Raw genomic sequence first — 24,116 nt, 5'->3', positions numbered from 1 at the left:
GGGCACGGAACCACGGGGCGTCTTTCGTTGGACTGTCACCGGCCGGGGCTTGACCGATCGGGCATGATCGGAGGGGAACGCGGGCGTTCGGAGGACGAGATGAACGACGAGACGGCAGCGCTGCTCTTCGACGTGGTCGGACGCCTGGAGAAGAGCATCGTCTCCCGCGACTGCCCCGCCATCGTGCTCCTGGACGGTGACCGCAGGCTGGTGCTCAGCGACTACGACTACCTGCGAGACGAGCCGGCCGCCGTCGCGTTCGAAGCCAGAGCCGCGACCAAGGCCCGCGAGATCGACGCCAGACGGTGGGTGCTGGCCGTCCCGCAGGTGTGGGTGTTCACCCCGCCGAACACGGTCTCCGTACGCGCGGTCTCCAACCATCCACTGCGCGAGGGAGAGCAGGAGGCCATCACCTGGATGAGCTGCGATCGCGACGAGGGCGTGGACTACGGACGGGTGGCATATGCCCGCCGTCCCAGCGGCGAACCGGTCTTCGAGGAGCCCGAGGTGTTCTCCGTGGGAGTCCAGCCGAGTGAGGCCATGCCGGGCTTCAGGATGCTCCAGGTCTACCTCGCGGACGGACCGGACGCCTGACAGAGCGGGCGGCAACGTAAGAAGGGACGGCCCGCGAACGAGCCGCCCCTCCGACCTGTCCCACATCGCATTCGACCAAGAAAACGGTGAGAGCGGTCACGGACCAGCGTACGCCTCGCCACCGGATTTCAGCGGCGAACCTGTGACAGCGCAGCGGATCATGTCTACTTCGCCTCGGCTCGTCTGAGCCTCCAGCGGGTGAGGCCGTAGGCGACGCTCGGCCCGCGAGGGGGATCGGACCGGATTTTGGCGGTAGCGGGTTAAGGGCCGCATTCGGTTCGAGCGTTCATCTAACGGTGGAGATCTCAACACCCACGGGCCTGCATCACGAGCCAGAGGCGAGGCGAACGAAAACGCTGACCTCGTGCTCGGGGTCGGAGGTCACCTCATACCCGGCGCCGGCGGGTACCTCGGTGAGGGCCTGGAGTTCGGCGTCCACGTCGGCGCCGATTATGTGCCCGATCGGCAAGACGTAGGAGTCGCCACGGATGTTGCTGTTCACCGAGAAGCCGAGGGTGTGCCGTCATGCCAGAGCCCGCCGGCCTTCACCCCGCGGCAGCCGTGGATCTTCACGAAGTGGAGTGGCGGTTCGCCGATCTAAGCGCTCAATCACAGGCAACCAGGCCGTACGCCTGTGTCGCCCGTGACTGATGAGCCACAATGGCCTGCATGTCTACCATGCCCGAGAAGCATGTTGAGGCCGCATCTTCGTCGCGATTCAACGACTACGACAGGATCGCCGAAGGGTACACGGCCGTGAACGAGACCAGTCTCATCAACGCGTACTACGCGCGGCCCGCGATGCTGGAGCTCGCCGGGGATGTGACCGGAAGGCGCATCCTCGACGCCGGCTGCGGCTCGGGTCCGCTGTTCTCCGTGTTGCGCGATCGAGGTGCCATCGTGACCGGCGTCGACGTGAGCGCCGGGATGCTCGCGATGGCCCGACGGCGGCTGGGCGCCGACGCAGATCTGCGGGTCGTCGACCTGGCCAGCCCACTGCCCTTCCCCGACGACGCGTTTGACGACGTCATCGCGTCCCTGGTGCTGCACTACCTGGAAGACTGGGGGCCGACACTGGCCGAGCTGCGGCGCGTGCTGAGGCCTGGTGGCAGACTCCTCGTCTCGGTCGATCATCCATTCATGAGCACCCTCATGCAGCACATGGCCGGGGAAAAGCCCACGTACTTCGAGACCCGTAACCGGATCCAAGAATGGACCATGGGCGGGCAGACCGCCCAGATGAGCTTCTGGGACCGGCCGCTGCACGCGATGACCGAAGCCTTCACCGCGGCTGGCTTTCGCATCAGCGTCATCAGCGAACCGCCGTTCGCGCCGGAAGCCCGCGAGATGTTCCCCGAGGAGTTCCGCGAGATCACCGGCACGAGGTTCCTGAGCTTCTTGTTCTTCGTTCTCGAAGCCGGCTAACGATGCCTCGTAATGATCAATTCATGGCTTTGTGCTTCAGCGGGCGATTCCCGCCAGCTGAAGCGCTAAGTCACATACGGCGATGTCCGGAGCACATCGCCGCGACGCTATGACTTGACGTTGGGCTCAGGGCGTCAGCCCCAGCTGGCGAAGCTGTGCTGGCCGCAGGGGTCGCCATCCGCCGGTGTCGAGCTTGGCGGAGCTCAGCCTCGACGTCGACGTTGATGACGCTGAAGAAGTTGATGTTGTCGCCGCCGAACTCAACAACCGCCCCCGCAAGGACCTCGGCTGGCAGACCCCACCGAGCTCTTCGCTAAGCTCGTCGCAACAGTCGATTGACCCCGTGTTGCGAAGATCGCTGGAATCCGCCCGGCCCGACCTGGACCCACTTGACTATCTTCGCCGGGAAGATGTGACGGCTTGATTTGGCCCCACCCGGAGCTAAGCAAGGGCAATGGCGTCAGTGCGGTCTGTGGACTCGGGGACTACCGTCCCCGAACCCCTGCCAGGCTAGAGCATCGCCCGCCTGGCGGGTGCGGGGGCTGGCGTCGTACAAGGCGGTCGACGCCCTCGCATCGGATCACGACGCTGGGACCCTCACGCACCTTCGAACGACACGGGAGCCTTCTCCCGAGCATGTCCCCAGCCCCAAGGTGAGCCGGTCCGCGCAGGTCACCGGACTTCCGAAAAGATCGTGTTCTCGGAGGCGGAGACGGCCACGGCTGCTGAGAACACGCACGGCTGAGAGGCGAAACCCCAGCTTGGCACTTCCGAGAACAGAACCGCGTCGCCAGTTGGCGGCTGGGGACACATTCGGGAGGAGGCCGGGTCAGGCCGACAGGTGTACCCGGCGCTCCGGAGAGTCGGTGCCCTCACCGGTGTTCGCGGTGTCCTCACCGATGAAGACCTCGAAGAGTCGCTCGTGGTCGAGCGCGGTCGTGATGAACGTCCCGCTGCCCGCCGCCGGCAGCGCGCCCCATCCGCTCTCCTCCCGGACCATCTCGACCTCGGCCCACGTGGCGATGGCGCGGTCGATGGCCACGCAGGCCGCCGTGGGGTCGTGCAGCAGCTTCCCCCCGGGCCGCTTGCGCAGGTAGTGCTTCATGCCGGCGAATATCAGGGCGAGCCCGGCGGTGCGGTCGCGGTGTGGGCGCAGCCGCTCGTGGAACTCGCCGTCGTAGGCGACGCCGTGAGTGACGTTCTTGGACACCAGCTCGCGCCGTGCGATCCGGTCCGAGGACAGTGCGAGCAGGGCCGCCCGGGGCTCACCGTTGAAGTTGAACGTCGGGCATAAGGTGCGGCCCTCGAACTTCGTTAACCGGTGCTCGGGCGGTACGACGTTGTCACCCGCGAACCCGCCCTGGGCCATCCACCGGCTCAGCCTCACTCCCGGATACGTGTCGAGGAACCGCCGGAGGTTGTGCAGGGGCCCGCCGGTGAGGAGCGTGGCCCCGGGGTGACACCGTACGGTCTCGGCGATGACGTCAGCGGGCGGGGCGTCCGGCTGGGCCTCGGGAGGAGTGCCGAGCCAGCGGTCGTGGAAGCCCGACACATGGCTCTTGCCCGTACCGGGATCACTGGCGCCCACCGCGACGTCGTCCCGCCCCAGCCGTCGCAGGACGTGCCGGACCAGTCCCACCTGCGTCGGCGACCCCGGAGTGACTGTGACCGCGCGCAGCCGTACGGCCGGATGTCCCGCGACTAGGCACAGGGTCAGTACGTCGTCGGGATCCTGGGTCTCCAGATCGAAGATCAGGTCTAGCATCGCGGGGATGTCCTTCCGTGAGTCCAGGCGAAACCCCCCAGAGCGTGCCGTGATCGTATTCATCCGCCACAAAGCGAAGCGACCGATTTAATCGGGTGTGCGGCTTCACCGGCTGCCGAGCGGACATCGAGGCCGGGCATGCGGCCTGGGGGCCGGTCCCGGCCCGCGCCCGCCCGCACGGCCGTCCGGACCTCGCCGCCCGCCGCAGGCCGGGCGATGACCGGGCGCGCTGGGGCGAGCAGGTGGTCGTCCCGGACCCCGAGACCGGGCGACCGCTCAAGCCGAACCACCCGGTGCGCCCCTCCCGAGACCGGGCTGTCTCCTGCCGACCAGCTCGGCCTCCTCCTCCCGAATGTGTCCCCAGCCGCCAACCGGCGACGCGGTTCTGTTCTCGGAAGTGCCAAGCTGGGGTTTCGCCTCTCAGCCGTGTTCTCGGCAGCCGTGGCCGTCTCCGCCTCCGAGAACGCGATCTTCTCGGAAGTCCGGTGACCTGCGCTGATCGGCTCACCTTGGGGCTGGGGACATGCTCGGGAGAAGGCCCCCTGTTCAGCCTGGCAGGTTCTCGCAGGTCGCGATGGCTTTTCTGGACATGCGAGCAATTACATAGGCGTGCATTTCTACATGCATAAAGGCGAGCGCGCCATGTGTCGGTGTCAACGCGTACGGTAGGGCCGCCCGGCTCTCCCCCTCAAGGACCGGCACATCGACTTCCTGGGCCGCTACCTGTTCAACATCAAGGCCAGCGGTCCCGGTCAGGGTCTTTGCCCCTTCCGGGACCCGGACGCCGTCGAAGACGATGAAGACTGGCTGCCGGCGCACCACCTCTTCCGGGCACGAGTTCAAGCGGGCGGCGTGACCGGGGGCCACGCGCTCATCCTCGTACCCGACAAAGGCGGTGCGGAGAATGTCGGGTGATCGGGGCCGGTGTCGCCACACGATGGGGGCATGGATGACACGACCTTGGTATCCCGCTTCCTGCGCGACGGCTTCGTGAAGCTGGAGGGCGCCGTCGCGCCGCGCGTGGCCGCGGACTGCGCGCGGCTGCTGTGGAGGGAGACGGGCTGCGACCCGGACGACCCGTCGACGTGGACGCAGCCCGTGCACTGGGTGGCCGGCATGGCGCAGGGACCGTTCGCCACCGCCCCCAACTCCCCGTCCCTGCACCACGCGTACGACCTGCTCGTCGGCGCCGGACGCTGGGAGCCGCGCTACTCGCTGGGCACGTTCCCGCTGCGCTTCCCGCACGAGGAGGAGCCGGACGACGCGGGCTGGCACATCGAGGGGAGCTATCTGCCGGAGGGCGAGAGCTGGTACTTCACAAATCTGCGCTCCCAGGGCCGGGCGCTGCTGATGCTGTTCCTGTTCAGCGAGGTCGGTGAACAGGACGCCCCGACCCGGATCCGGGTCGGCTCACACCTCGACGTGCCGAAGGTGCTGGAGAAGTACGGGGAGGACGGGGCGAGCGGGCTGACCCTCGCGCCCGATCTGGTGGCGGCGTCCGACCACCGGCCACTCGCCCTCGCCACCGGGTCCCCGGGCGACGTCTTCCTGTGCCATCCGTTCCTGGTGCACGCTGCGCAACCGCACCATGGGGTGCGGCCGCGCTTCATGGCCCAGCCGCCGCTGATGCCGGCCGCGCCGTACGAACTGGAGCGGGCCGACGGCGCGTACTCGCCCGTGGAGATCGCGATCCGCCGGGGCCTGGGACGGGACACCCCCGGTCCGGACGGGGACGGCACCGACCACAGCGCTGAGTAGACGTGCTTCACGACCATCGTCGGCAAGGTGGCCGTGAAGAGGGATGAGGAAGGAGGCCAGGCATGCTGGAGCGGCTGAACGCGGCCAGATCAGCGCCAGTCCGGCGAGCAGGTCCCCCAGACTCTCGACGCTGTATCCACCCATCATGGCTGCCCCGGGCCTCCTATGATCAGGGCTACCGACGGTACGTCTCGGCCGGTGGATCTCTCAACCTCCGGTGTTCGGCTCCCGAGTACCATCCGGATCAGTCCGGCCGTACCGCACCCACGAAACCTGGACGGCGGATCGGCTCGACGCGCACTCTCGCCCCGGTGAACGGCGCGTTGACCATCTGGGTGCCGGAGACGGCGAGGCCGACGTGGTCAGGCCCTGAAAGCTCGGAGTTCGTCTCGTAGAAGACCAGGTCGCCGGGCTCGATGGGACCGCGGACGCGGGTTCCGTGGTCCCACTGGTCGTAGGTGACGCGGGGGATCGAGATCCCGGCTCTGGCCCAGGCGTACTGGGTCAGAGCCGAGCAGTCGAACCCCTTAATGCCCGCTCCTCTGCCGATGCCGAAGCCAGGGCCGGCCGTGTCGCCTCCGCCCCAGGAGTACGGCGTGCCGCGCATCCTCAGGGCGGCCTGTACGGCTATGGCCGCGCGTCCGGAGACCTCCGCAAAGTCGCTCTCGATTCCCTCCAACCGGTCGTTGATCTCTGCGAGCCTGGCCGTGAGCTCCCGGCACAGGCGCTCGCTCATAGCGGTGACGATCTTCTCCGCACGCCTCTCGTACTTCTCCGGGAGGTTGGCCACCGCGTGGTTCTCCAGTGCCGTACCGCGAAGGGCACGGGCCACGTCGGCAATCACGGCCTGCCGATCGATCCCCAGGGAACCAGCGGCTTCGATGCTTCCCCGAACCTCGGCCAGGACCTCCGAGGGCAGGCCGAACTGCCCTCTCCGAGAAGGCGGGTTCGGTGCCCATGACCGCACGCCGGAAGCCGACAGCGCGGTGACGATCTGTTCGGCGCGGGCTTCGTGCCTGGCGTAGGCGTCCGGGAAGGCGGAGCGCTGCACGGCCTGGGCTGCCGCGGTCAGCGGTTTGGCCTGCCAGCCCTTCACCTGTGCCAGGCGGGAGAAGAACATCCGGGCCGCGTAGCGGGGGTCCGTCACCTGCGCCCGCGTTCCCCAGCCGTTGACGGGCCGCTGCTGGAAGATGCCGAAGGACGTCCCGTCAGTGCTGATGGCCTGCGCGCGCAGGCTGGACTCCTGCAGGGCCGTCGCGACGCCGATGACGGCGGCCCGCTCGGGCAGCCCCAGAGAGTCGGCGGTGCCCACGATGACGCGGGCGTTGGCCAACTGCTCGTCGTTCAGATCGAGCCGACCGGTGGCCGCGGGGGAACCGGTTGTGGTGGTCGACGAGTCGCGCGGAGAAGCGGCCTGGTCGGTGTAGGAGCACACGGCGGCGGCGAGCCTGCCGGGGTCGGCGGAGGCCTCGGCATACCTGCCTCCACCGACCATTCCGGCGATCAACGCGATGCCTGAGACGAGGCCGCCTCCCGCGACGATGGCCTTGACGCCGATCCCGGCTTCGAGGATCACTCGTCGTCCTCCCCGGGCAAGATAGCGGGCTGGGCAGCGGCGTCCCGGGAGCCGAGGCCGGGCCAGTAGAGAGCGAGTTCGGCCAGGCGCAGCCGGGGTCCCTCGGTGTCGGAGGGCAGCCACTTCTCGCCCGCCGGGCCGTCGTCCACGGGGCCGACCAGGGCCGAGGGGCTGCCGGTCGCGATGGGTACGAACATGTGCGCCGGGTGGTGGACGAGCTTGCGGCGGAGGTTGGCCTCGCGGCGCCCGCCCTGTACCCAGAACAGGACGGGGGTGACGAGCTGGGTGGCCTGGGAGAGGGTGGCGTAGCCGTCGAGCTTGCGTACGACCCGGTCCAGGGGCTCGCTGCCGGTGTCGTACTCCAGGAAGAAGTCGACCGTGTACTCGTCCTGGCGCCAGCGACCGTAGGCGTCCGGGCGGACGGTGTCACCCCACACGGAGGCGCAGCGGTTCTCCGGCCACCAGGTGACCAGCTCGGCGTCGGTGTGCCGCCGGGCGAAGCCGTACAGGTCGGCGCCGAAGCCGTTGGTGCCGACGGTGTGGGCCAGGCGCTGGCTGTAGGCGATCGACAGGACCCGATCACGGCGGTAGCCGCAGGCGGTGACGTCCACGCCGTCCTCGGAGGCCAGTACGGCGGCGCCGGCCGGACCGAGCACGTAGTGGTAGGGCGCGGTGCCCATCCCGGGCGGCAGGATGGGCCGGAAGCGGTCCAGCACGCCCATGTGGTGCAGGGCGAGCAGGCGCTTGCGGGCAGCGTCGTCGGTGTCGAAGGCGATCTGGGCGATCTGCGGCGAGGTCAACACGCGCTGCTCCTTGACCAGCCGCAGCAGGCGCCGGTCCCGGAAGGTCAGCCGGGCGGCGAGCTGGGCAAGGACCAGGGGAGTGAAGCGGGAGGTGGACATCGGTTTTCTCCTTCACTTCTGGAGCCGGGGGTCGCCCGGCCGGGATTCGGGGGTGACGGTGGAGCGGCCGTGTGCCCGCGCGGCGGCGGCCCTGATCAGGCGAGCCACGTCCGGTGAGGGCTCGGGCAGGGGACGGGTGCGCAGGGTGAACGGGGGAGCCTCGGCGGAGCGCACCACGAGCCGGGCGGCGGCCTGGAAGGCGTCGAAGTTGGCCAGGTCGTGCGCTCGTAGGTGAGGGGTGAAGTGGTGCTCGACCTCGCGGGCGTCCTCGGGCGACAGCGAGAAGTAGATCTTGTTGCGGGCGTCGGAGGAGACGGCCTGGCGCAGGGTTCGGGGGAGTTGGGCCAGGTGCTGGTGGGCCAGGACCAGCGAGAGCCGGTAGGCACGGGCCTCGGCGAGCATGTCGCTGAGGGCGTGCGGCAGAGTGAGGAAGTTGTGCGCCTCGTCGACGTAGAGAGCGGCCGGGGTGCGGGGACGGCCGAGCTTGGCGCGGTGCGAGGCGGCCTGCCAGATCTGGGCCAGGACCATGGAGCCGAGCAGCCGGGCGCTGTCGTCGCCGAGCACACCCTTGGGCAGCCGGACCAGCAGGATCCCGCCGTCCAGCACGTCGCCCAGGTCGAAGGTCGACTTGGCCGAACCGAGCACGTCGCGGACGAACGGCCGAAGCAGGAACGCCCGCAGCTTGTTCATAATCGGGCTGGTGACGTGGGCCTTGGCCGAGTCCGACAGGTTCTCGTACCAGTGCCAGAACCCGAGCAGCAGCGGGTCCCGCAGGCCGCCCACGAGCCGGCGGCGGTATTCGGCGTCGATGAGCAGGGTCGGGACGTCGGCAAGCGTTCCGCCGTGGCGGGCCAGGGTGAGCGCGCAGCCGCGCAGGATGTCGTCGGTGCGCGGCCCCCAGTAGTCGGCGTAGATCTGGTGGAAGATCCCGACGAGGTTGTCCACCCCCATGTCCAGCTCGGTGCCGCCCAAGACGTTGAGCGACGGCCGGGCGTGGTTGTCGTCGGGGTCGATCAGCACGACCTTGTCGGCGACCCTCTCGGGCATCAGGCCGAGCAGGTCGCTGATCAGGTCGCCCTTGGCCTCGATGACCGCAGTGCCGCGTCCGGCCTCGATGTCGGAAAGGATCATCTGGGCCAGCAGCGTGGACTTGCCCGTGCCGTTGGGGCCGAGGACGTGCACGTGGTGGCAGGAGTCGGCGACCCGCAGGGCGACGGGACGCTCGTGGCCGGAGTCGGAGAAGCCCAGCACCTTGGCGTTCGCCCCGCCATGGGCGATCTGCGGTGACGGCGGGACGGTGTTGGCACCCGCGCGCTGCAGTCCCGGGACCGCGGCGTCGAGCGGCAGGTGCGCCAGGGCGGCCAGCTCGGAGACCGACAGCAGGAAGCCACGCCCGAGCCAGCGTCCCGCGAGCTGGGCAGCGGGCATGAACAGCCGATGCCGTTCGAGCCGGTTGTGTCCCGCGTACAGGGCGAACGCCGAGGCCAGCGCGTGCGCTCGCCCTCTGATCGCGTTGCGGCGCGCGGCGTGGGCGACGTTGACGGCTTTCACGTCGGCGGAGGTGAGCTCGTCGGCCTGCACGGTGTAGCGGATCGCCACGGCATAGCGAGACTGGTGGGCCTTGTCCCTGATCGCGCGGGCGTCGGCCGCCTCCTCCAGCCGAACCGCCTGGTCGCTCGCCTGCCGATACGAGTGCTGAGGGTGCGGGCGCGTGTGCTGTCCTCCGGGCGTCAGCAGGTCGAGCGCGGCCCGCACCGCTCTCGCCGGTCCGCTCCTGATGACGTGGGCCAGACGGCGGCCCGTCGCCGGGCGGGCGAGGATCTGTACGGCGGCGTGCTGCCAGACCGGCATCCCGACGGCTGCCCCCACCAGTGCGCGGATCGGGTCGGTGTCGTGCTTGGAACGGATCGGCAGCCGCTCGCTGCGGGCGATCCACAGGTGCCCGCCGTGCGCCTGGCCGGTGAGCGGCACCGGCGGGGCCACCTCCTGTACGGCGGTGCGCGCCGAGGGCCAGGCGGCCTCGACGGCGTGTTCCACCAGATGCTGGGGGATCACGCCGGGCACCCAGAGCCGGATGCTCACCCCGCCCGTGCCGAAGAGGTACTCGAAGACCAGGTGAGGCTGGCCGAACAGGAGCCGCTTCCAGGCGGGCCGCAGCAGTCCGACGAGGTTGCCCCACAGGGCTTCGGCACCGGGCATGTCCGCGACGGGCGGGGCGAGGATCTCCACGCAGCGCGCGCCCCGGGTGAACCGACGGTGGCGGAGCCGCGCCACCAGCTGTCCGATCAGGAAGGACGTGACGTCCATGGCGAGGCCGAGCGCCATGAGCTGCCACAGGTGGACCCGGAGCCAGGTGAAGGCCAGGTCCAGGAAGGCGGCGGGGTCGATGAGGAGATCGTGGATCATGCTGGGAAACCTCCGTGTTTCACAGGTGGCGTGACTGTCGCCGGACGCGAAATGCGCTGGCGTTCGGTGCTGCGCGCTGTGCACGATGGGCTCAGAGGGCTCGGGCGAAGATCGTGCGACTGGGAGGGCGAGTGGATTGGGCGAGCGCACATGATCTGATGGGGTGTGAGGACCCCGCCGAGGTCGACGCCGCCTTCGAGCGAGGTGAGCCCCTGGTCGGGGTGGCCGTGCTCGGCCTGTCGCTGTGTCACCCTGACGCCGGGGTCATCGCTCCCCGGGCTCGCAGAGCCATCGCCTCTGGTCGGCAGGAGCTTCGCTGCCAGGGGTTGACCGCCGTGTCGCACATGGTCCGCCGTACCGGCGAGATCGATGAGGTGACGCTGGCGACTCTGCGGCTGCTGCTGCGCGATCCCGACCGGATAGTCCGCGAGCACACGGGCAGTGTCGTCGCCGACGTATGGATCTTCGTCCCGCATGCCGGCCTGCCGGGCTGGTTGAGCAGACGGCAAAGACTGCGGGCCGTCACAGGATGGTTTGAGATCAAGTGGTGGGGCGTGATGCACTGGACGGGCCTCATCAAGTACTTCCGATGACGTGATCACAGGTCGGCCTCCTCGTCGTCGAGGTCGGCCAGTTCCTGTGGGTCGCTGGTGACCAAGTCGTGTTCTCGTCTGCTGGCGATCACCTGTAGGGGGACCCGCTGTGCGCCCGCGCCCGCGGTGAGCAGGCCGGTGCCGCGTTCGGCGGACAGCAGGAGCTGGCGTTCTCCGTCGGAGAGCTGGAAGGCGTCGGCGACTCTGCCGATCGCCTGGGGTGCCTGTTTGAGCAGGATCTGGGTGGTGGAGTTGGCGATGACGGCCTGGCCGATCTCGGAGCCGAGCAGGTCGGCGGCGTCCTGGGTGACCACCGACAGGCCGGCCCAGTGCTTGCGGGCGGCCTTGGCCATGCGCAGCAGGAACTTGGCGCCTTCGGGGTCACGCATGAGCAGCCACGCCTCATCGACCACGACCAGCCGGGGCCGCCTGTCGTGGGCGTCGGAGACACGCCGCCAGACGGCGTCCAGGGTCAGGAGCGTGCCGACCGCCTTCAGCTCCTCCGGCAGGTCGCGCAGGGAGAAGACGATCAGATGGGAGTCGGGGCGAGTGGTGGTGGGGCCGTCGAAGAGCCGGCGGTGGCTGCCGGTGACGTACGGCGCCAGCCCGGCGGCCAGTTCCCCGGCCTTCGGGTCGGCGTCCTCGGTAAGGGCGGCTACCAGGTCCCGCATGAGCGGCGGGCGCCGACTCCAGGTGCGAGGCTCGAAGGTGATCCCGACCCGCCGGTAGGCGGCGATGATGGCCCGGTCGAGCGCGGCCTTGCTCGCCCGGTCCAGCGGTTCGCCGAGCATGACCGCGATCAGGGTGTGCAGGAACATCGCGCGCCGAGTGAGCGGGTCACTGTCGCGCTGAGCCTTGGGCGGCAGATCGAAGGGATTGAGCCGGACCCTGGGGGCGCCCAGGTGGATGTAGGCGCCGTCGACGGCCGTGCACAGCCGGGCGTACTCGTCCTCGGGGTCGATGACCGCGACCTCCACCCCCGCGTACAGGGAGCGCAGTGCCTCCAGCTTGGCCAGGTAGGACTTGCCGGCCCCGGAGCGGGCCAGGATGACCGAGTTGTGGTTGTCCTGGGCGAAACGGTCCCAGGCGACCAGGGAGGCGCTGGAGGTGTTGGCCCCGTACAGCACGGCGGTCGGCCCCAGCTCGGCGGTCAGGTCCGGACTGGTGAAAGGGAAGGCGGAGGCCAGGGCGGGGGTGTCGAAGGTGCGCCGCATCCCCAGGTTGTCGTAGGCGAATGGCAGGCCGCTGACCCAGCCCTGCACCTGCCGGAACGTCACCTGCCGGGCGTCCAGCAGCAGCGAGGCGCCCAGCGCCCGTACCTGGGCGCAGGCGTCGTCGAGTTCTTCCTCCGAGGCGGCGTGCACGGTGAGGTAGATCGACGCCCGGAAGAGTCTGGCCTGACCACGGGCGATCCGGGAGGCCAGCTCCTGGGCGTCCTCGGCGGCGGCCTCGGCACCCGGGTCGAGCAGCCGCCCGTGTTCCTGGTCGGCGCGCAGCCCGGACTCCAGGCGGGCGAGTTGCTTGCGGAGCCGATCGGAGGCGACCAGCGACGGCACGGGCTCGATGTGCACCGAGACGTCGAGGCGCCCGGGATAGGTGAGCAGCGGCTCCAGCCAGCCGGGGGCGACCTCGCGCGGAAACCCGGTGATCGCGAGGGTGGCGCATACCCCGTCACCGACGCGCAGCCGCCGGGGCTGGACCTCGACCGCGTCGGGGCCGATGCCCGATGGACGCGGAGCCGTACGGCACAGGCGGAATCTCATCGTCGGCCTCGCCCGGTGACGACCTCGTCGGGGAGGGCGACCTGCGCCTCAGCCAGGGAGGGACCGGCCGGGTCGAAGCAGGAGGCCAGCAACGCCGTCACTGCGATGGTGTCCAGCAGGCGGACGGTGAGCCCGCACGCGCCCAGGACCCGCCCCGCCTCGTCCAGCCGCCGGTAAGCACGGGCGGCAGCCGAGGTTCTGCCGTTGGCTCCCACCGCGGCCTCGCGGATGACCAGCAGGACTTGGCGGCGCAGCAGCTCGTGCCGGGTGGCCAGGTCGGCGAGGAAGGCCGCGTGCTCGCGGGCGGCGTCCGCCAGGGCCGGGTGTGGCAGATCGCGGGCGCCGTCGAGGAGGGCGTTGACGGTCTCGGCGAGCTCGATGCGCTCGGCCCGCACCAGGATCTGTACGGGCCCAGACAGCGAGTTGAGCCAGCGGCCGAAGACCGCGACCAGCGCGTCCTGCTCATCGGGGGTACGCAGGGCGAAGCTGACCGTGGAGACCTCGGCGATGGCGGCGACACCGTCAGGACCAAGATCGATCAGTCCGTCGCCGATCACCCCGCGCGCCGGAAGCCTGAGCAGGGCCGGAAGCGGAGCGGACCGGGCGGCCATCCACGCCGGAGCCGCGGGGACGTCATCGGCGGCGACCAGGTGCTTGGGGGAGCGCTGGTGCCGGATGGCAGCGAGTACGAACCGGTCAAGGCTGATGCCGTCGTGCGTGCCGACCGCCAGCAGGATCCCGAGCACCGCGACCGGCAGGGCGAGCCCGGCGCACGCGGTGAGCGGGAGGCGCTCACCGACGGCCGTGTAGCCGAGGTAGAGGGTGCCGCCGGTCACGCCGAGAATGGCGACCTGTCGGGCGGTGAACCCCCAGACAATCTTGTCTGGCTGCTCGACGTCGGCGGGGATACGTACCACTTCGGCCCAGCTCATGTCCCGTCACCTCCCTGCCGCCTGGACCTGCGACGGCGCGACGAGCCGGACGGAGGCGGCGGGGTACGGCGGCGGCCGGGGTTCTCCGGCCAGTTCAGACCGCCGGGGATCGGCGCGTTCGGGGTGACGATGGGCCGGGCAGGGCGGGAGGGGGTGGGTGGAGGAGTGATGCCTCCGCTTGCATCCGTTCCTTGACCGCGTAGCCGGTGCATCTGGACCAGTCCGGCCGGTCCCCCTGCGTAGAAGTTCTCGCGTGGATATCCGTAGACCGGCGTGGACGGAGGAATCGGCTGCTGCGGGCGAGGCGTGGGCCGGTACTTGCCGCGGACCGGCGGGGCGGTCGGGGCGTGTTTGACCGGCGCCGCCTCCCAGTCCTCGGCACGGGGCGGCCGACGAGCCGCCACGGGAGCGTGTTTGGCCGGGCCGTTGCCGCCGCGTGCTGCGGAAGCGGCCGTTGCCGCCGTGGCAGTGCCGGCGGCAGCCGTACCGGCAGGCCCGGCCGCGAGGGCAGGCAGGATCCTGCCTGCCAGGGCGGTGGTCGCCGTACGCCTGGCCGTACCGGCGGCCCGGCCGCCTCCGCCGCGCCGCAGGTGCAGAGCGCCCAGCAGGGGGCTGGTGAGCTTGTAGGCCAGCGCGTACCTGACGATCCGGACCACACCGAGGCCGCGCCCGCGTCCGCCGGGCAGGAACATCGCCCGCGATACCCATCCCGGGATGCGCACCAGGAGGATCAGCAGGACGAGGGCCAGGAGCAGGTTGTAGAGCTGGCCGCTGCCGTCCAGGCCGACGATCTCGCGGCCGCCCTGGTTGAAGAAGACGCGCACCGCCGTGACCAGGGTGAGCGACTGGCAGATCTGGATCACCAGCAGCCCGCTGAAGACCCGCCACCACAACTGGGCCAGCCCCTCGGTCTGGGGCAGAGCGTGGCAGGCCAGCGCCAGCGGGGCGGCGACCACCAGCAGCGTGGTCAGCGCCACCCGCAGCACAAAGGTGATCAGTAGGGCGACCAGCAGGACCACGGCCACCAGTGCCAGCAGGATGTAGAAGATCTGCGAGTTACCCGGCGGCACGATCAGGAAGCGGATCGCATTGGTGGCTCGCCGGGCGTCGAAGTCCTGCCCCAGCAGGGCCTGGGCGAGGGCGTTGGCGACTTCGATGGCCTTGCTGGCCAGCAGGAAGCTGGCGTTCGCCGCCAAGAAGGCCACGACCAGCCGGGGCAGGATCTCCTTGAACGCGTACCGGGTCTGGACGGTCTCGTATCCCATGACCAGGATGCCGCCGACCACGACGAACAGTACGAAGCCGCCGTTGGCCAGCACCAGGGTGGTCTGCCACAACTCCTGCACCCTGCCCTGGCCGTCGATGCCCGGAGTGGTGAGCAGAGTGGCGGCCAGGGCGTCCAGCAGCGGTTTGATGGCCAGACCGACGAGGTTGGCGAACCAGGTGTTGATCTGATCGCTGATCCAGCCACCGAGGCCAAAGCCGAAACCGGAGGTTCCGGGCATGGCGGGCGGTGGAGCGAGCGGCAGGTCGGGGGTCGGGGTGGGGGTCGGTCGTGTCCACAAGGTGTGGATGGCGGGGGTGAGGGCCATCGCCGTCACCCGCCCACGATGCGCTTGAGCACATTGACGAACAGCGGAGCCAGTACGGCCAGGCTGTAGCCGAGCGCGGCGGCCTTCAGCGCGGCCTTGGCCTTCTGGATCTCTCCTGGATCCCCGCCGGCGACCAGGTACCGCAGCCCGCCGATGGTCAGCATCAGTGTCGCCAGGGTGGCCAGCAGACCGATCAGCCAGCCCCGCAGCTTGTCGAAGACCTGACCGAGTTGGTCGGGGCCTGTGGGTGGCCGAGCAGCCCGGATGCCGGTCGACGGCATCGCCGCAGTAGCAAGTTCACCATTCTCGGCGAACGCGGTGACGGCGATAACGGCAACGATCGTGGCGGTAACGCCGACGACGATCAGGACCTGGAGGACGCGGCGCCGTAGCAGTCGTCTCCGGCGCGCGTTCGCCGATGAGACGATCCCGTGCGCGACAAAGGTCTTCGGCCATCCGATCAGGCCACGGTGGATTCGCGCGGAGCCGGTGGGGCTGCCCCGGCCTCCCTTCGGGTCGACGGTTGATTCGGGCTGCGGATCTGAGGTCCGGCTCCGCGCGGAGATCATGGGAACTTCCTCCTTCACCCCTCTAGGGGCAGGGGAAGTGATCGTTAGGGACACGGCCGCTTCGACTTCTCCACCGAGAACGGCCGTGACCAGAACAGGCTCCGAACGCTGACGGCGCTTCTTGGCTGCCTCCGGAGTCAAGCCGAGTGCCCTCGCGGCGTCGGCCAGGGTCCTGTTCTCCAGCCGGGTCAGGCCGATCAGCTCGGCGTCCAGCCCGCTGACGACGCCCTTGGCCACCGTGTCGATCAGAACAAGATCGGGATGTCCCCATGGCGAGTGCGGTGCGGCCGGCTCGTGAAACAGCAGTCGCCGGGCTGTATCGGCCTCGGCGTTCCGGCGGGTACGCTCACCAGCGCGCTTGGCGGCGGCGGCCATCCGGGGCAGAAGGTTGGGCCGGTTGACGTCGATACCGCGCACAGCCTCGATGAACGCGGTCAGGACTTCGGTGTCGATGTCCTCCGCCTCACCGGCAACGTAGCCGCGGCAGATCCTGCCGCTGACGCGCCGCAGTGCCGGAACGGCAACGCCGACCGCGCCCACCAGCCACTGGGGCCCGTCCTGCCGTGCGTGAGTGACCAGCGCACGCCAGACCGCGTCCCGGGTGGAGTTCAGCAGAGGATGGGAGATCAGCAGATCGCGCAGCTCCGGCAGGAGTAGATGCCGCCGGGGCAGGTCGGGGCCGAGGGCTCTGCCGTCCAGGGCGAGGCCTGCGGGAGCGCATGCCACGAGCCGGAAGATGTGCTCGGCCGTGTCCAGCGGCGAGCGGCTCGTGGTGGTCGTCTCGTACGGGTCGGTACTCATCGGATCGCTCCACTGCGAGAGGAGGTCGGTTCTCGCAGCCCGGTGTACGACTCACCTCTGGCGACCCATACGCGACGCGAAACGACGGCCTTGGACAGACTTCCGTCGCTTCCCTTCGATCTTCACCGGCGCAGCTCCGCCAGAGGCTCGCCGGAGATCGTTATGGGTATGTGGGCCGGTCACGACCACGCCAGAGGTCCGCCAGAGGTGGCTGCTGAAGTACGAGCCGAACTCCTCGCGGGTCATTCGCTCGCAGGAGTCATGCGGATCTGAGGCCCGCCCCAACTGGTGATGACAACGTTCATCAACGCCACACCCACCTGTGCCGCATTGCCGGCACCGATCTCATCCTCGGCATGTTCGACCGCTGAGGAGTCCGGCACCCCGGTGCCGGTGCTGCTGCCGCCCATCACGCCTGTCCAGTGCCGTACGGCATTCGAGCAGGTTCTTCGCGGGGAGAGGCGGGAGCTGTGAGACTGCCTTACTGGAGTGACGACAGCTCCACGCTCTATCTGGGGGACGCCCATGAGGTGCTCTCCGAGATGCCGGACCGGTCTGTGGACTGCCTGGTCACCAGCCCGCCGTACTACGGCCTGCGGGACTACTGTCCGGGGCAGTACAGTCAGGAACCCACACCTGCCGAGTACGTGGAGGCCCTGCGGACCACGTTCGCCGAGGCCAGAAGGGTGCTGGCCGCCGACGGCACCTGCTGGCTCAACCTGGGTGACGTCTACGCCGCCAACTCCGACGGCTACGCCCGCGGTACGGACTACAACGAACGGCAGCCCACCGTACGCCCTCGTTCTCGCCTTGCCGTGCCGCCGAAGAACCTGCTCGGTATGCCCTGGAGGGTTGCCTTCGCCCTCCAGCAGGATGGCTGGATCCTGCGCAACGCCATCGTCTGGCACAAGCCCAACGCGATGCCCCAGTCCGTCCTGGACCGCCTGTCCACCTGCTACGAGCTGATCTTCCTGCTCGTCAAACAGCGTTTCTACTGGTTCGACCTCGACGCCGTCCGCCAGCCGTACACCGGAGACCGCCCCCTTTCCCACCGAGCCCGCCGCAGCGCCACCAAGCTGACCTCTATCCAGACACCTTGGCCACCTCCCAGCACGCACAGCCAGACGGCAACCGACGGCATCCGACACGGCACTGCACTGCCACCAACCGGCCAGACCCACGACCCCACCCACCTCAACGGCCGCAACCCCGGCGATGTATGGACCATCTCCACCCGCCCCTACCGGGGCGCCCACTACGCCCCGTTCCCCGTCGACATCCCCTTGCGTGCCATTGCCGCCGGCTGCCGCCCCGGCGGCACCGTCCTCGACCCGTTCTCCGGAGCGGCAACGACCGCCCTTGCCGCCCGGCACCTCGGACGGCAGTTCATCGGCATCGAACTCAACGCCGACTACTGCGCCCTCGCCAAGGCGCGCCTACTCTCGTCGTGTCCCGATGCGGGAGGCGAGGCCAGGTGACCCCCATGACCATCGCCGAAGTCCAGGCACTCCCTGCGGTCGTTCCCCTCCTCACCGCAGCCCGCGCCCTCGGCCTGAGCCGCAATAGCGCTTACCGTCTCGTCAAGGCTGGCGAATTCCCTTGCCGGGTCATACAAGCTGGCGGAACCTATCGTGTCCCTACGTCAGAGATCCTCCGGATTCTCGGTTTGGCTTGTGGCGCCGTAGCCCTCTGCCGCGAAAGTGATCACCTGATCAAGTAGTCCCACGAAACTACAAATCGGGCCACGTGACGCCTGCACCTGTCACGTGGCCCGATAGCCGTCTTACTTTCTGAAAAGTAATCGTTACGCCCGTATCCCGCCATACCTGCCACTTCGAAGGACCAGATTTTCTGTCGGACACCTCTGGTCCAATGGACCAGGGCATGTCCCATGTCTTTGTGCATGCCGTGCTGGATGGATGGAGGGGTAGAGATGTCGAAGAAGCGTCCGGTGTCGCCCACGGCTAGCGGAGGTGCTGGCACGCTCTTCGAGTATCGAGTCGGTGCGATCATGCTGAGCCACCTGCTCGCAAAGACACACCCGCCTGGACTGTCGATGCCGGTCGTCGGAGTGGCGTGGCAGCAACTGGTCACCGGGCATCTGCTTGATGACATCGTCGTGTACGGCGAGGACGTGCCCAACGGGCTGTGCACCGAATACCAAGTCAAACGAACCCTGAAAGTGACCGCCAGCGATAAGGAGTTCGTCGACGTGTTGGCTCAGGTGCTGCATACCTTGAGCGAACGCGCGGACGCCGTCGCCGGTGGGGAGCTCGCACTCGGACTGATCGCCGATGGCGAGGCTGTCCCGCTGGATCAGCTCAAGACGCTGGTCCAGTATGCGCACGCGCATAGCTCGCATGAGAGCTTCGACAAGGTGTTCGTCGCCGAGGTGGTCAATGAGAAGATACGAAACCGCCTGATCCAGGTTCACCAAGCTGTTGAACAAGCGATTCGAAATGGCGCGCCGGACTTGGGCGGCGTCCATCGCACTGCGCATGCTGCGCTCGCTGTGCTACATGTGTGGCATGTGAGCGACGCCGACCATCAGGAGGCCCTGAATCGGATCAAGCCGGTGGCCGAGGCATTCGATAAGACTCCTGTCGATCTGTTTGGGCACCTCACCGCTCTGGCCGAGGAGTGGGGACCACTTGCGGGCGTGGTTGACGCGGCCAGCGTATGGAGACAGCTCCGGCGACGCGGTCTTCGGCAACGTCCCGTTGAAGGACAATCGCCAGCCGAGCCGGTCGACGCGGACGCCGTAGTCCGTGGCCCCATGGCCTCGCTGACCCTGGAGGATGCGTTCGATGAGGCGAACCGGTTACTCGTAGAGGGGGATCCGTCAGCGGCGCCGAAGTTTCATGAGATTGCTGACAAGTTAGAAGCGAAAGGCTTCGCCCCACACGCGGCCCTGGTACGGCGTCGTGAGGCAGATGCTCTCCAGAAGAATGGCGACGCCGACGCTGCGGTGCACACACGGATCGCTCTCGCCTGGAGCCTTCTCGACGTGGTCCAGCCCTGGGAGGCAGGCTTCGCGCTCAACGACGCGGATCCCGTATCCGAGGCGGCCACCCGTGTTCTGACAGTCACGCAGGCTGCCGTCCAGCTGGCGAAGGGCGGCGACATTGAGCGACTGGCCGTGGCGTTCGATGCTCTCGCGGACGACGATCCGTACCGGGACTGCGCGGCGGCGTTTCTGAGCGAGGAGGCCATCGCCATGGCCGAACCGAAAATCGTCCTCGCGCGGCAACAAGCTCTCGAAGACATAGCACGTTCAACCTCACAGGCCGCGATGCGCGTTCAGATGTGCCTCGGGGATGCAACAGGACAATGGCTGCCACGCTTACGTGATATCCATCGTCGTTTTGACCGGCCGCTGGTGGCCTGGGCACATGCGCGTTTCGCCCGCCACCTCGCACTCACAGGTGACGGGGCTGGAGCGCAGGAGCAATATCTATTGGCCATCGAACGCGCCTGCGTCGCGGAGATGTTCGATGAAGCGGCCGACTGGCTGTACGCGTGGCGTACAGTCCGCTTCTGGTACCACGATTTCGACAAAGATGAGCAACACCCTCTGGCACAGGCGCTGCGGCCCAACGCGCGTCCCAGCCGTCTTCCAGGTTCGGCTCACACGACCAAGCAAGCGCTGCGCGCCATGCAGAAAGAGGGGCATCCGGCTGAAGCGTTGCGGTGCGTACGACTGTGGCAGTGGCAGGCAACAGTGCGCGCCGATCTGAGCGGAGAGGTCGAGGCGGCTCAGACATTGGGAACGCTGCTGCGCCGCCACGAGCACGCCGATGCGGCGATTCCGTGGTTCGTCCGCGCGGGCGAGGCAAAGCTCGCGGCATCAGCAGCCAAGGAGCTTACGAAGGCACCGGCCGAGTTGACTGTATCGGTCATGCCGGCTGTGGACATTTGCAAGATTGCCGTATTTGCCGCCGTTGCAGCCGCCGCCGATCTGCTGGATGACGAGTCGGCCAGAACGTGGGCGGCCCAGGCGCTCATGGAGATCGGCAAGGAACCCATCGATGACCAGGCGGAGGATGTGCGGATACGTGCTTTTGAAGTACTCGCCGCGTTGTGCCCTACGCTTACGGATCCGCAGGTCCACGAATTGCTCCGTGTAGCGGAGCCCTTGATCGAGCGTTCGCCAGGCCAGTATCGCCTCACCGATGAGAGCGTCGCGAAGATCCTTGTCACTCTGACGGAACGGTCGCCGGACGCGGTGCCCCTCATGGCTCGCGCTCTCACCGCCCACGAGCGTATGGCTGGGGTTGTGCTGGATCGCCCTGAACTCCTGGCGGCGAACCGGGACGTCGTGACTGAGTGGCTGGTTCAGGCCGCCGCACATAACCAATTCGCCTGCCTTGGTTTGATCATGGCGGGAGCGGATCCCGCGTCCGTGATCCCGTTGGCGCGGGAGCGAGTGGCTCGTGATCTCCTGCCTCAGGAGCATCAGCAGGGACGGGTCGTTTATCGTGCTGGCGCGGATGCCGCCGCGATCCTGGCCTCTGTCCTGGAACCCGAAATCCGCGTGGAGTTCGCGCGAGCGATGCTGAAGCGAGCCCTCGATCGCCGTGAGACGACGACGAGTCGGCGAGACGCCCTGAACGGTCTCATCAACATCGCCGACGAGATCGATGAAGACTCACGCAAGGCCCTCCTGCCTCAGGTTCTGGAACTGGCACGGGGTGAGTGGGACGGCGGGCCTACCGACGAGATCGAAGCCCTCTGGCGGGGGTCATTCAACGGGGTCACCATCAACACGGGATCCAACACCTTGACCGATCTAGCGCTCCTGAGCGCTGCCCGGCTTGCCGCCGAACCGACCGACCAACTGATGATCGAGCGGATCGGCATGGCGCTACTGCGCGGTGCGAATCAGTCGGCGCAGTGGCGCATCGGACGCGCATTTACTCTTCTCTCCGCCACCAACTCCAGTCTTGACCTTGAAGTTTGCGCCATTCATCCTGTTCCCGCGCTCCGCGCGGTAGCGGCGGTCCGCTGGGCTCGGGATCCTGGATGTCTTCCCGTCGAGCGAGTCGAAGCCCTCGCCAAAGACGACGACTACCTGGTGCGCCGGAACCTGGCCCTCGCGGTCCGCGACAACCACGAGACGATCCCCGCCGACTTACGAGGTCATATCATCGAGGTTCAGTCGTCAGACAGCCATCGGAGTATTCGGAAGTTAGTGATGGGACTGAACCGAAGCAATCTCCTCGGCTTAGGTTCCCTTCAGAGCTGAGCCTGTACGGAATTCGGATCTCTAGGCTGGCCGGAGGCTTCGGACCCATAGGACGGCCCCGCGTACACTCCGCCACCTGGAGGCTGGGGACACGTTCGTGAGCGGGGGGCCAACCAGGAAGGGTGGTCGACGGGCTACCGCCGCCTTCCTGCAGCGGAAACCCTGTCCGGAAGCGGTCACGGCCGAAGGGTGATTTCCCGTCCGTAATCGTCTCTTATGGAGACAAGGCGGCGCACCGCCACCTCCCACTCCAGTTCGAGAGGCCCCCATGGACATCCCGGCCCGAGCCACCCTGATCAACAAGAAGTCCGGGCTCGCCCTCGACATCAAGGAATGCGACATGTTCGACGGTGGCTGGGTGATCCAGTGGACCCCCCACGGCCGGACCAACCAGATCTTCCACCTGGAACCCGCCGAAGGCGGCTACAAGTTCATCGCCGAACACTCTGGCAAGGCCCTCGACGTCACCCTGGCGAACCAGAACTCCGACTTCGCGATGCAGTGGGGCATCAACGGCAGCCCCAGCCAGATCTGGTACCTCAAGGAGCACGAGGCGGGCGTCTACCGTCTCATCGCCAAGCACTCAGGCAAGGTGCTGGCAGTCGCAAACGCCTCCACCGACCCGGGCGCGCGCGTGGTGCAGTTCGAACCAGGTCATGACGAGAATGAACTCTGGCTGCTCAAGGCCGTTCCCTAGCAGAACCTGTACGGAGTTCGGATCTCTAGGCTGGTCGGAAGCTTCGGATCCATAAGACGGCCCCGCGTAGGTACAGGCCGGCCATATAGCTGTTGGGCGTCTTGCTGAACCGGAAGGCCAGCCCACGCCACTGTTTGATCCGGTTGATGCAGCGTTCGGCCGTGTTGCGCTGCTTGTAGAGATCGGAATCATGGGCGACCGGCCGGTCACCGGCAGAGCCGCGCCTCTTGCGGTTGGCCGCTTGGTCGGCCTTCTCCGGGTAGGTCTCATTCATTGCTCGCTGCTCCACCGAGACCCCGAGCAGGTTCTGCTCGGTTGACTGGAGCACAGTCAAGTTAGCTGCCTTAAGTCGGCGGGCGAGCTCGCCGCTGTGGAAAATCCCTCCATCTCGAAGGTCTCGGGCCAGCGCTGTAGGTTCACCGTCGATGAGGTGACCAAGACGGCGGAGACTCCAACGAGTCCAGAGCAACGCGGCTTCGACGCTGAGGGAGATCATTTCTTCGGCGATTTCAGGCTGCACCTGACGCCCGTGGCCAGTCCCGTACTGGTTGCGGACCTCCGCCAAGTGAAGCACCATCTTCCGTGCCTCCTGCACCACGTCCCGCAGGGGAGGGGCATTCGCTAGCCCCTGGCCCGGTTGACGCTCAAGACCGCGTGAGCGCCCTGTACCACCTTCGGGAAATCCTCGTTGCTTGGAGGAGTTCGTCCACGCGCATCGAGAATGACCTTGGCGGTGGCTTCCACCAGTTCCTTCGCTGTACCGATCACCAGAGTGTGATCTTGATCACGAAGAGCCCGCTCGAGGTGTGCTCGATAGCCCTCGATAGAAGATCAGGTAGAGGCATCGAGACCCGCAGGGCGAGGGAGTTCCAGATCCATCCCTAACTCTGAGGCCTCGTGAACTCCTGGTGCGTTTGAACCAGGTAGGTCGTCCTGAGGCTTACTGCAAGAGATCAAGGTGCCCAGGAAAACTCACTTGAACACGTCGATGCCCTCTGATGAGGTTCCGGTCGACGGTCGAATGACCGTCAAACGATCAAGAGGCTAGGTCCGTGATCTTGGGACCTAGCCTCTGAGCTGGTAAAACATGGTGGACGATACAGGGATTGAACCTGTGACCTCTTCCGTGTCAGGGAAGCGCTCTCCCGCTGAGCTAATCGTCCTTGGGGGATATCAGAGCGGAAGACGGGATTCGAACCCGCGACCCTCACCTTGGCAAGGTGATGCTCTACCACTGAGCCACTTCCGCGTGTCTGCTCCGGGTTTCCCCTCGGCGGCACCTGCGCTACTTTACCGGATCCCGGAGGGTCCCGATGTCGGCGCACTGAGGTGGAGACGGGATTTGAACCCGTGTACACGGCTTTGCAGGCCGTTGCCTCGCCTCTCGGCCACTCCACCAGTCAGACCCCGAAGGGCCTGCTGGAGCGGAAGACGGGATTCGAACCCGCGACCCTCACCTTGGCAAGGTGATGCTCTACCACTGAGCCACTTCCGCGTG

At 67.8% G+C, this 24,116-nt stretch carries 20 protein-coding genes, 4 tRNA genes and 2 pseudogenes; 9 read left to right on the top strand and 17 right to left on the bottom strand.

Annotated features, from left to right (window positions below):
* Positions 1-99: 99 nt before the first annotated feature.
* Complete coding sequence (locus tag AB0N02_RS39815; protein ID WP_363958107.1) at positions 100-594, top strand: hypothetical protein; 495 nt, start codon at positions 100-102, stop codon at positions 592-594.
* Positions 595-919: 325 nt separating this feature from the next.
* Here the strand turns inward: AB0N02_RS39815 and AB0N02_RS39810 are convergent, their stop codons facing one another.
* Positions 920-1,096 carry a hypothetical protein gene (locus AB0N02_RS39810; RefSeq protein ID WP_363958104.1) on the bottom strand — a complete coding sequence of 59 codons (177 nt, stop codon included), beginning with the start codon at positions 1,094-1,096 and terminating at the stop codon, positions 920-922.
* Between the two features lie 158 nt (positions 1,097-1,254).
* On the opposite strand from AB0N02_RS39810, the gene AB0N02_RS39805 reads away from it, so the two are divergent.
* Together AB0N02_RS39805 and AB0N02_RS39800 are read left to right on the top strand one after the other, a co-directional pair.
* The gene (locus tag AB0N02_RS39805) at positions 1,255-2,019 is read left to right on the top strand and encodes a class I SAM-dependent methyltransferase (RefSeq protein ID WP_363958102.1); all 765 of its coding nucleotides are present in this window, start codon (positions 1,255-1,257) and stop codon (positions 2,017-2,019) included.
* 193 nt (positions 2,020-2,212) lie between these two features.
* A complete protein-coding gene (locus AB0N02_RS39800; RefSeq protein ID WP_363958099.1) occupies positions 2,213-2,443 on the top strand; it encodes a hypothetical protein in 231 nt (76 codons plus the stop codon).
* Between the two features lie 405 nt (positions 2,444-2,848).
* On the opposite strand, the gene AB0N02_RS39795 is transcribed toward AB0N02_RS39800, so the two are convergent.
* Positions 2,849-3,784 carry a nucleoside hydrolase gene (locus tag AB0N02_RS39795; protein ID WP_363958096.1) on the bottom strand — a complete coding sequence of 312 codons (936 nt, stop codon included), beginning with the start codon at positions 3,782-3,784 and terminating at the stop codon, positions 2,849-2,851.
* 546 nt (positions 3,785-4,330) lie between these two features.
* Entirely contained in the window at positions 4,331-4,651 is a 321-nt protein-coding gene (locus tag AB0N02_RS39790) for a hypothetical protein (protein WP_363958093.1), read from the bottom strand.
* A gap of 78 nt (positions 4,652-4,729) precedes the next feature.
* On the opposite strand from AB0N02_RS39790, the gene AB0N02_RS39785 reads away from it, so the two are divergent.
* The gene (locus tag AB0N02_RS39785) at positions 4,730-5,542 is read left to right on the top strand and encodes a phytanoyl-CoA dioxygenase family protein (protein WP_363958090.1); all 813 of its coding nucleotides are present in this window, start codon (positions 4,730-4,732) and stop codon (positions 5,540-5,542) included.
* Positions 5,543-5,786: 244 nt separating this feature from the next.
* Here the strand turns inward: AB0N02_RS39785 and AB0N02_RS39780 are convergent, their stop codons facing one another.
* The 3 genes from AB0N02_RS39780 to AB0N02_RS39770 are packed head-to-tail and all read right to left on the bottom strand — an operon-like array spanning position 5,787 to position 10,426.
* Positions 5,787-7,118 carry an NlpC/P60 family protein gene (locus AB0N02_RS39780; RefSeq protein WP_363958087.1) on the bottom strand — a complete coding sequence of 444 codons (1,332 nt, stop codon included), beginning with the start codon at positions 7,116-7,118 and terminating at the stop codon, positions 5,787-5,789.
* Complete coding sequence (locus AB0N02_RS39775) at positions 7,115-8,020, bottom strand: replication-relaxation family protein (RefSeq protein ID WP_363958084.1); 906 nt, start codon at positions 8,018-8,020, stop codon at positions 7,115-7,117. Before AB0N02_RS39775 ends, AB0N02_RS39780 begins: the two co-directional genes overlap by 4 nt.
* A gap of 12 nt (positions 8,021-8,032) precedes the next feature.
* A complete protein-coding gene (locus AB0N02_RS39770; RefSeq protein WP_363958082.1) occupies positions 8,033-10,426 on the bottom strand; it encodes an ATP-binding protein in 2,394 nt (797 codons plus the stop codon).
* 158 nt (positions 10,427-10,584) lie between these two features.
* Between AB0N02_RS39770 and AB0N02_RS39765 the strand changes: the two genes are divergently transcribed.
* Positions 10,585-11,019, top strand: a complete 435-nt coding sequence (locus tag AB0N02_RS39765; RefSeq protein WP_363958079.1) for a hypothetical protein — start codon at positions 10,585-10,587, stop codon at positions 11,017-11,019.
* 5 nt (positions 11,020-11,024) lie between these two features.
* On the opposite strand, the gene AB0N02_RS39760 is transcribed toward AB0N02_RS39765, so the two are convergent.
* The 5 genes from AB0N02_RS39760 to AB0N02_RS39740 form a co-directional block, all read right to left on the bottom strand.
* Positions 11,025-12,782, bottom strand: a complete 1,758-nt coding sequence (locus AB0N02_RS39760; RefSeq protein WP_363958076.1) for a conjugal transfer protein TraC — start codon at positions 12,780-12,782, stop codon at positions 11,025-11,027.
* On the bottom strand, positions 12,779-13,714 hold the full coding sequence (locus tag AB0N02_RS39755) for a PrgI family protein (RefSeq protein ID WP_363958074.1): 936 nt from the start codon (positions 13,712-13,714) through the stop codon (positions 12,779-12,781). The genes AB0N02_RS39760 and AB0N02_RS39755 overlap by 4 nt, the downstream gene beginning before the upstream one ends.
* Complete coding sequence (locus tag AB0N02_RS39750; protein ID WP_363958072.1) at positions 13,711-15,315, bottom strand: hypothetical protein; 1,605 nt, start codon at positions 15,313-15,315, stop codon at positions 13,711-13,713. Before AB0N02_RS39750 ends, AB0N02_RS39755 begins: the two co-directional genes overlap by 4 nt.
* On the bottom strand, positions 15,312-16,676 hold the full coding sequence (locus AB0N02_RS39745; protein WP_363958069.1) for a hypothetical protein: 1,365 nt from the start codon (positions 16,674-16,676) through the stop codon (positions 15,312-15,314). Before AB0N02_RS39745 ends, AB0N02_RS39750 begins: the two co-directional genes overlap by 4 nt.
* A 242-nt stretch (positions 16,677-16,918) precedes the next feature.
* Positions 16,919-17,086, bottom strand: coding sequence for a hypothetical protein (locus AB0N02_RS39740; RefSeq protein ID WP_363958066.1), 168 nt, complete (start codon positions 17,084-17,086; stop codon positions 16,919-16,921).
* 60 nt (positions 17,087-17,146) lie between these two features.
* Here AB0N02_RS39740 and AB0N02_RS39735 point away from each other — a divergent pair, with 60 nt between their 5' ends.
* The 4 genes from AB0N02_RS39735 (at position 17,147) to AB0N02_RS39720 (ending at position 22,618) form a co-directional block, all read left to right on the top strand.
* Positions 17,147-18,154: a site-specific DNA-methyltransferase gene (locus AB0N02_RS39735; RefSeq protein ID WP_363958063.1), complete on the top strand. Its 1,008-nt coding sequence runs from the start codon at positions 17,147-17,149 to the stop codon at positions 18,152-18,154.
* A gap of 5 nt (positions 18,155-18,159) precedes the next feature.
* A complete protein-coding gene (locus tag AB0N02_RS39730) occupies positions 18,160-18,396 on the top strand; it encodes a helix-turn-helix domain-containing protein (RefSeq protein WP_363958060.1) in 237 nt (78 codons plus the stop codon).
* Positions 18,397-18,609: 213 nt separating this feature from the next.
* The gene (locus AB0N02_RS39725) at positions 18,610-21,921 is read left to right on the top strand and encodes a hypothetical protein (RefSeq protein ID WP_363958057.1); all 3,312 of its coding nucleotides are present in this window, start codon (positions 18,610-18,612) and stop codon (positions 21,919-21,921) included.
* 268 nt (positions 21,922-22,189) lie between these two features.
* The gene (locus AB0N02_RS39720; protein WP_363958054.1) at positions 22,190-22,618 is read left to right on the top strand and encodes an RICIN domain-containing protein; all 429 of its coding nucleotides are present in this window, start codon (positions 22,190-22,192) and stop codon (positions 22,616-22,618) included.
* Between the two features lie 25 nt (positions 22,619-22,643).
* Here the strand turns inward: AB0N02_RS39720 and AB0N02_RS39715 are convergent.
* The 6 genes and pseudogenes from AB0N02_RS39715 to AB0N02_RS39690 form a co-directional block, all read right to left on the bottom strand.
* Positions 22,644-22,877 (bottom strand): annotated as a pseudogene (locus AB0N02_RS39715) (IS5/IS1182 family transposase); the annotation flags it as partial.
* Positions 22,878-23,081: 204 nt separating this feature from the next.
* Positions 23,082-23,225 (bottom strand): annotated as a pseudogene (locus AB0N02_RS39710) (abortive infection family protein); the annotation flags it as partial.
* 481 nt (positions 23,226-23,706) lie between these two features.
* A tRNA-Val gene (locus tag AB0N02_RS39705) sits at positions 23,707-23,781 on the bottom strand.
* Between the two features lie 14 nt (positions 23,782-23,795).
* Positions 23,796-23,867: transfer RNA gene (locus tag AB0N02_RS39700), tRNA-Gly, on the bottom strand.
* A 78-nt stretch (positions 23,868-23,945) separates the two neighbouring features.
* Positions 23,946-24,016, bottom strand: a tRNA-Cys gene (locus AB0N02_RS39695).
* A gap of 22 nt (positions 24,017-24,038) precedes the next feature.
* Positions 24,039-24,113 (bottom strand) — tRNA-Gly (locus tag AB0N02_RS39690).
* Positions 24,114-24,116 lie beyond the last annotated feature (3 nt).

This window comes from Streptosporangium sp. NPDC051022 (assembly GCF_040683035.1).
Classification (GTDB): Bacteria; Actinomycetota; Actinomycetes; order Streptosporangiales; family Streptosporangiaceae; genus Streptosporangium.
The sequence above is the reverse complement of the archived record's forward strand: the minus strand, read 5'-3'. Positions and strand labels throughout refer to the sequence as shown.

What these genes read in the sequence shown, in the direction of transcription:
- AB0N02_RS39815 (WP_363958107.1), top strand. Translation starts at nt 100, where the DNA reads ATGAACGACGAGACGGCAGCGCTGCTCTTCGACGTGGTCGGACGCCTG.
- AB0N02_RS39805 (WP_363958102.1), top strand. Translation starts at nt 1,255, where the DNA reads ATGGCCTGCATGTCTACCATGCCCGAGAAGCATGTTGAGGCCGCATCT.
- AB0N02_RS39795 (WP_363958096.1), bottom strand. Translation starts at nt 3,784, where the DNA reads ATGCTAGACCTGATCTTCGATCTGGAGACCCAGGATCCCGACGACGTA.
- AB0N02_RS39785 (WP_363958090.1), top strand. Translation starts at nt 4,730, where the DNA reads ATGGATGACACGACCTTGGTATCCCGCTTCCTGCGCGACGGCTTCGTG.
- AB0N02_RS39775 (WP_363958084.1), bottom strand. Translation starts at nt 8,020, where the DNA reads ATGTCCACCTCCCGCTTCACTCCCCTGGTCCTTGCCCAGCTCGCCGCC.
- AB0N02_RS39770 (WP_363958082.1), bottom strand. Translation starts at nt 10,426, where the DNA reads ATGATCCACGATCTCCTCATCGACCCCGCCGCCTTCCTGGACCTGGCC.
- AB0N02_RS39765 (WP_363958079.1), top strand. Translation starts at nt 10,585, where the DNA reads ATGGGGTGTGAGGACCCCGCCGAGGTCGACGCCGCCTTCGAGCGAGGT.
- AB0N02_RS39760 (WP_363958076.1), bottom strand. Translation starts at nt 12,782, where the DNA reads ATGAGATTCCGCCTGTGCCGTACGGCTCCGCGTCCATCGGGCATCGGC.
- AB0N02_RS39755 (WP_363958074.1), bottom strand. Translation starts at nt 13,714, where the DNA reads ATGAGCTGGGCCGAAGTGGTACGTATCCCCGCCGACGTCGAGCAGCCA.
- AB0N02_RS39745 (WP_363958069.1), bottom strand. Translation starts at nt 16,676, where the DNA reads ATGAGTACCGACCCGTACGAGACGACCACCACGAGCCGCTCGCCGCTG.
- AB0N02_RS39740 (WP_363958066.1), bottom strand. Translation starts at nt 17,086, where the DNA reads ATGGGCGGCAGCAGCACCGGCACCGGGGTGCCGGACTCCTCAGCGGTC.
- AB0N02_RS39730 (WP_363958060.1), top strand. Translation starts at nt 18,160, where the DNA reads ATGACCATCGCCGAAGTCCAGGCACTCCCTGCGGTCGTTCCCCTCCTC.
- AB0N02_RS39725 (WP_363958057.1), top strand. Translation starts at nt 18,610, where the DNA reads ATGTCGAAGAAGCGTCCGGTGTCGCCCACGGCTAGCGGAGGTGCTGGC.
- AB0N02_RS39720 (WP_363958054.1), top strand. Translation starts at nt 22,190, where the DNA reads ATGGACATCCCGGCCCGAGCCACCCTGATCAACAAGAAGTCCGGGCTC.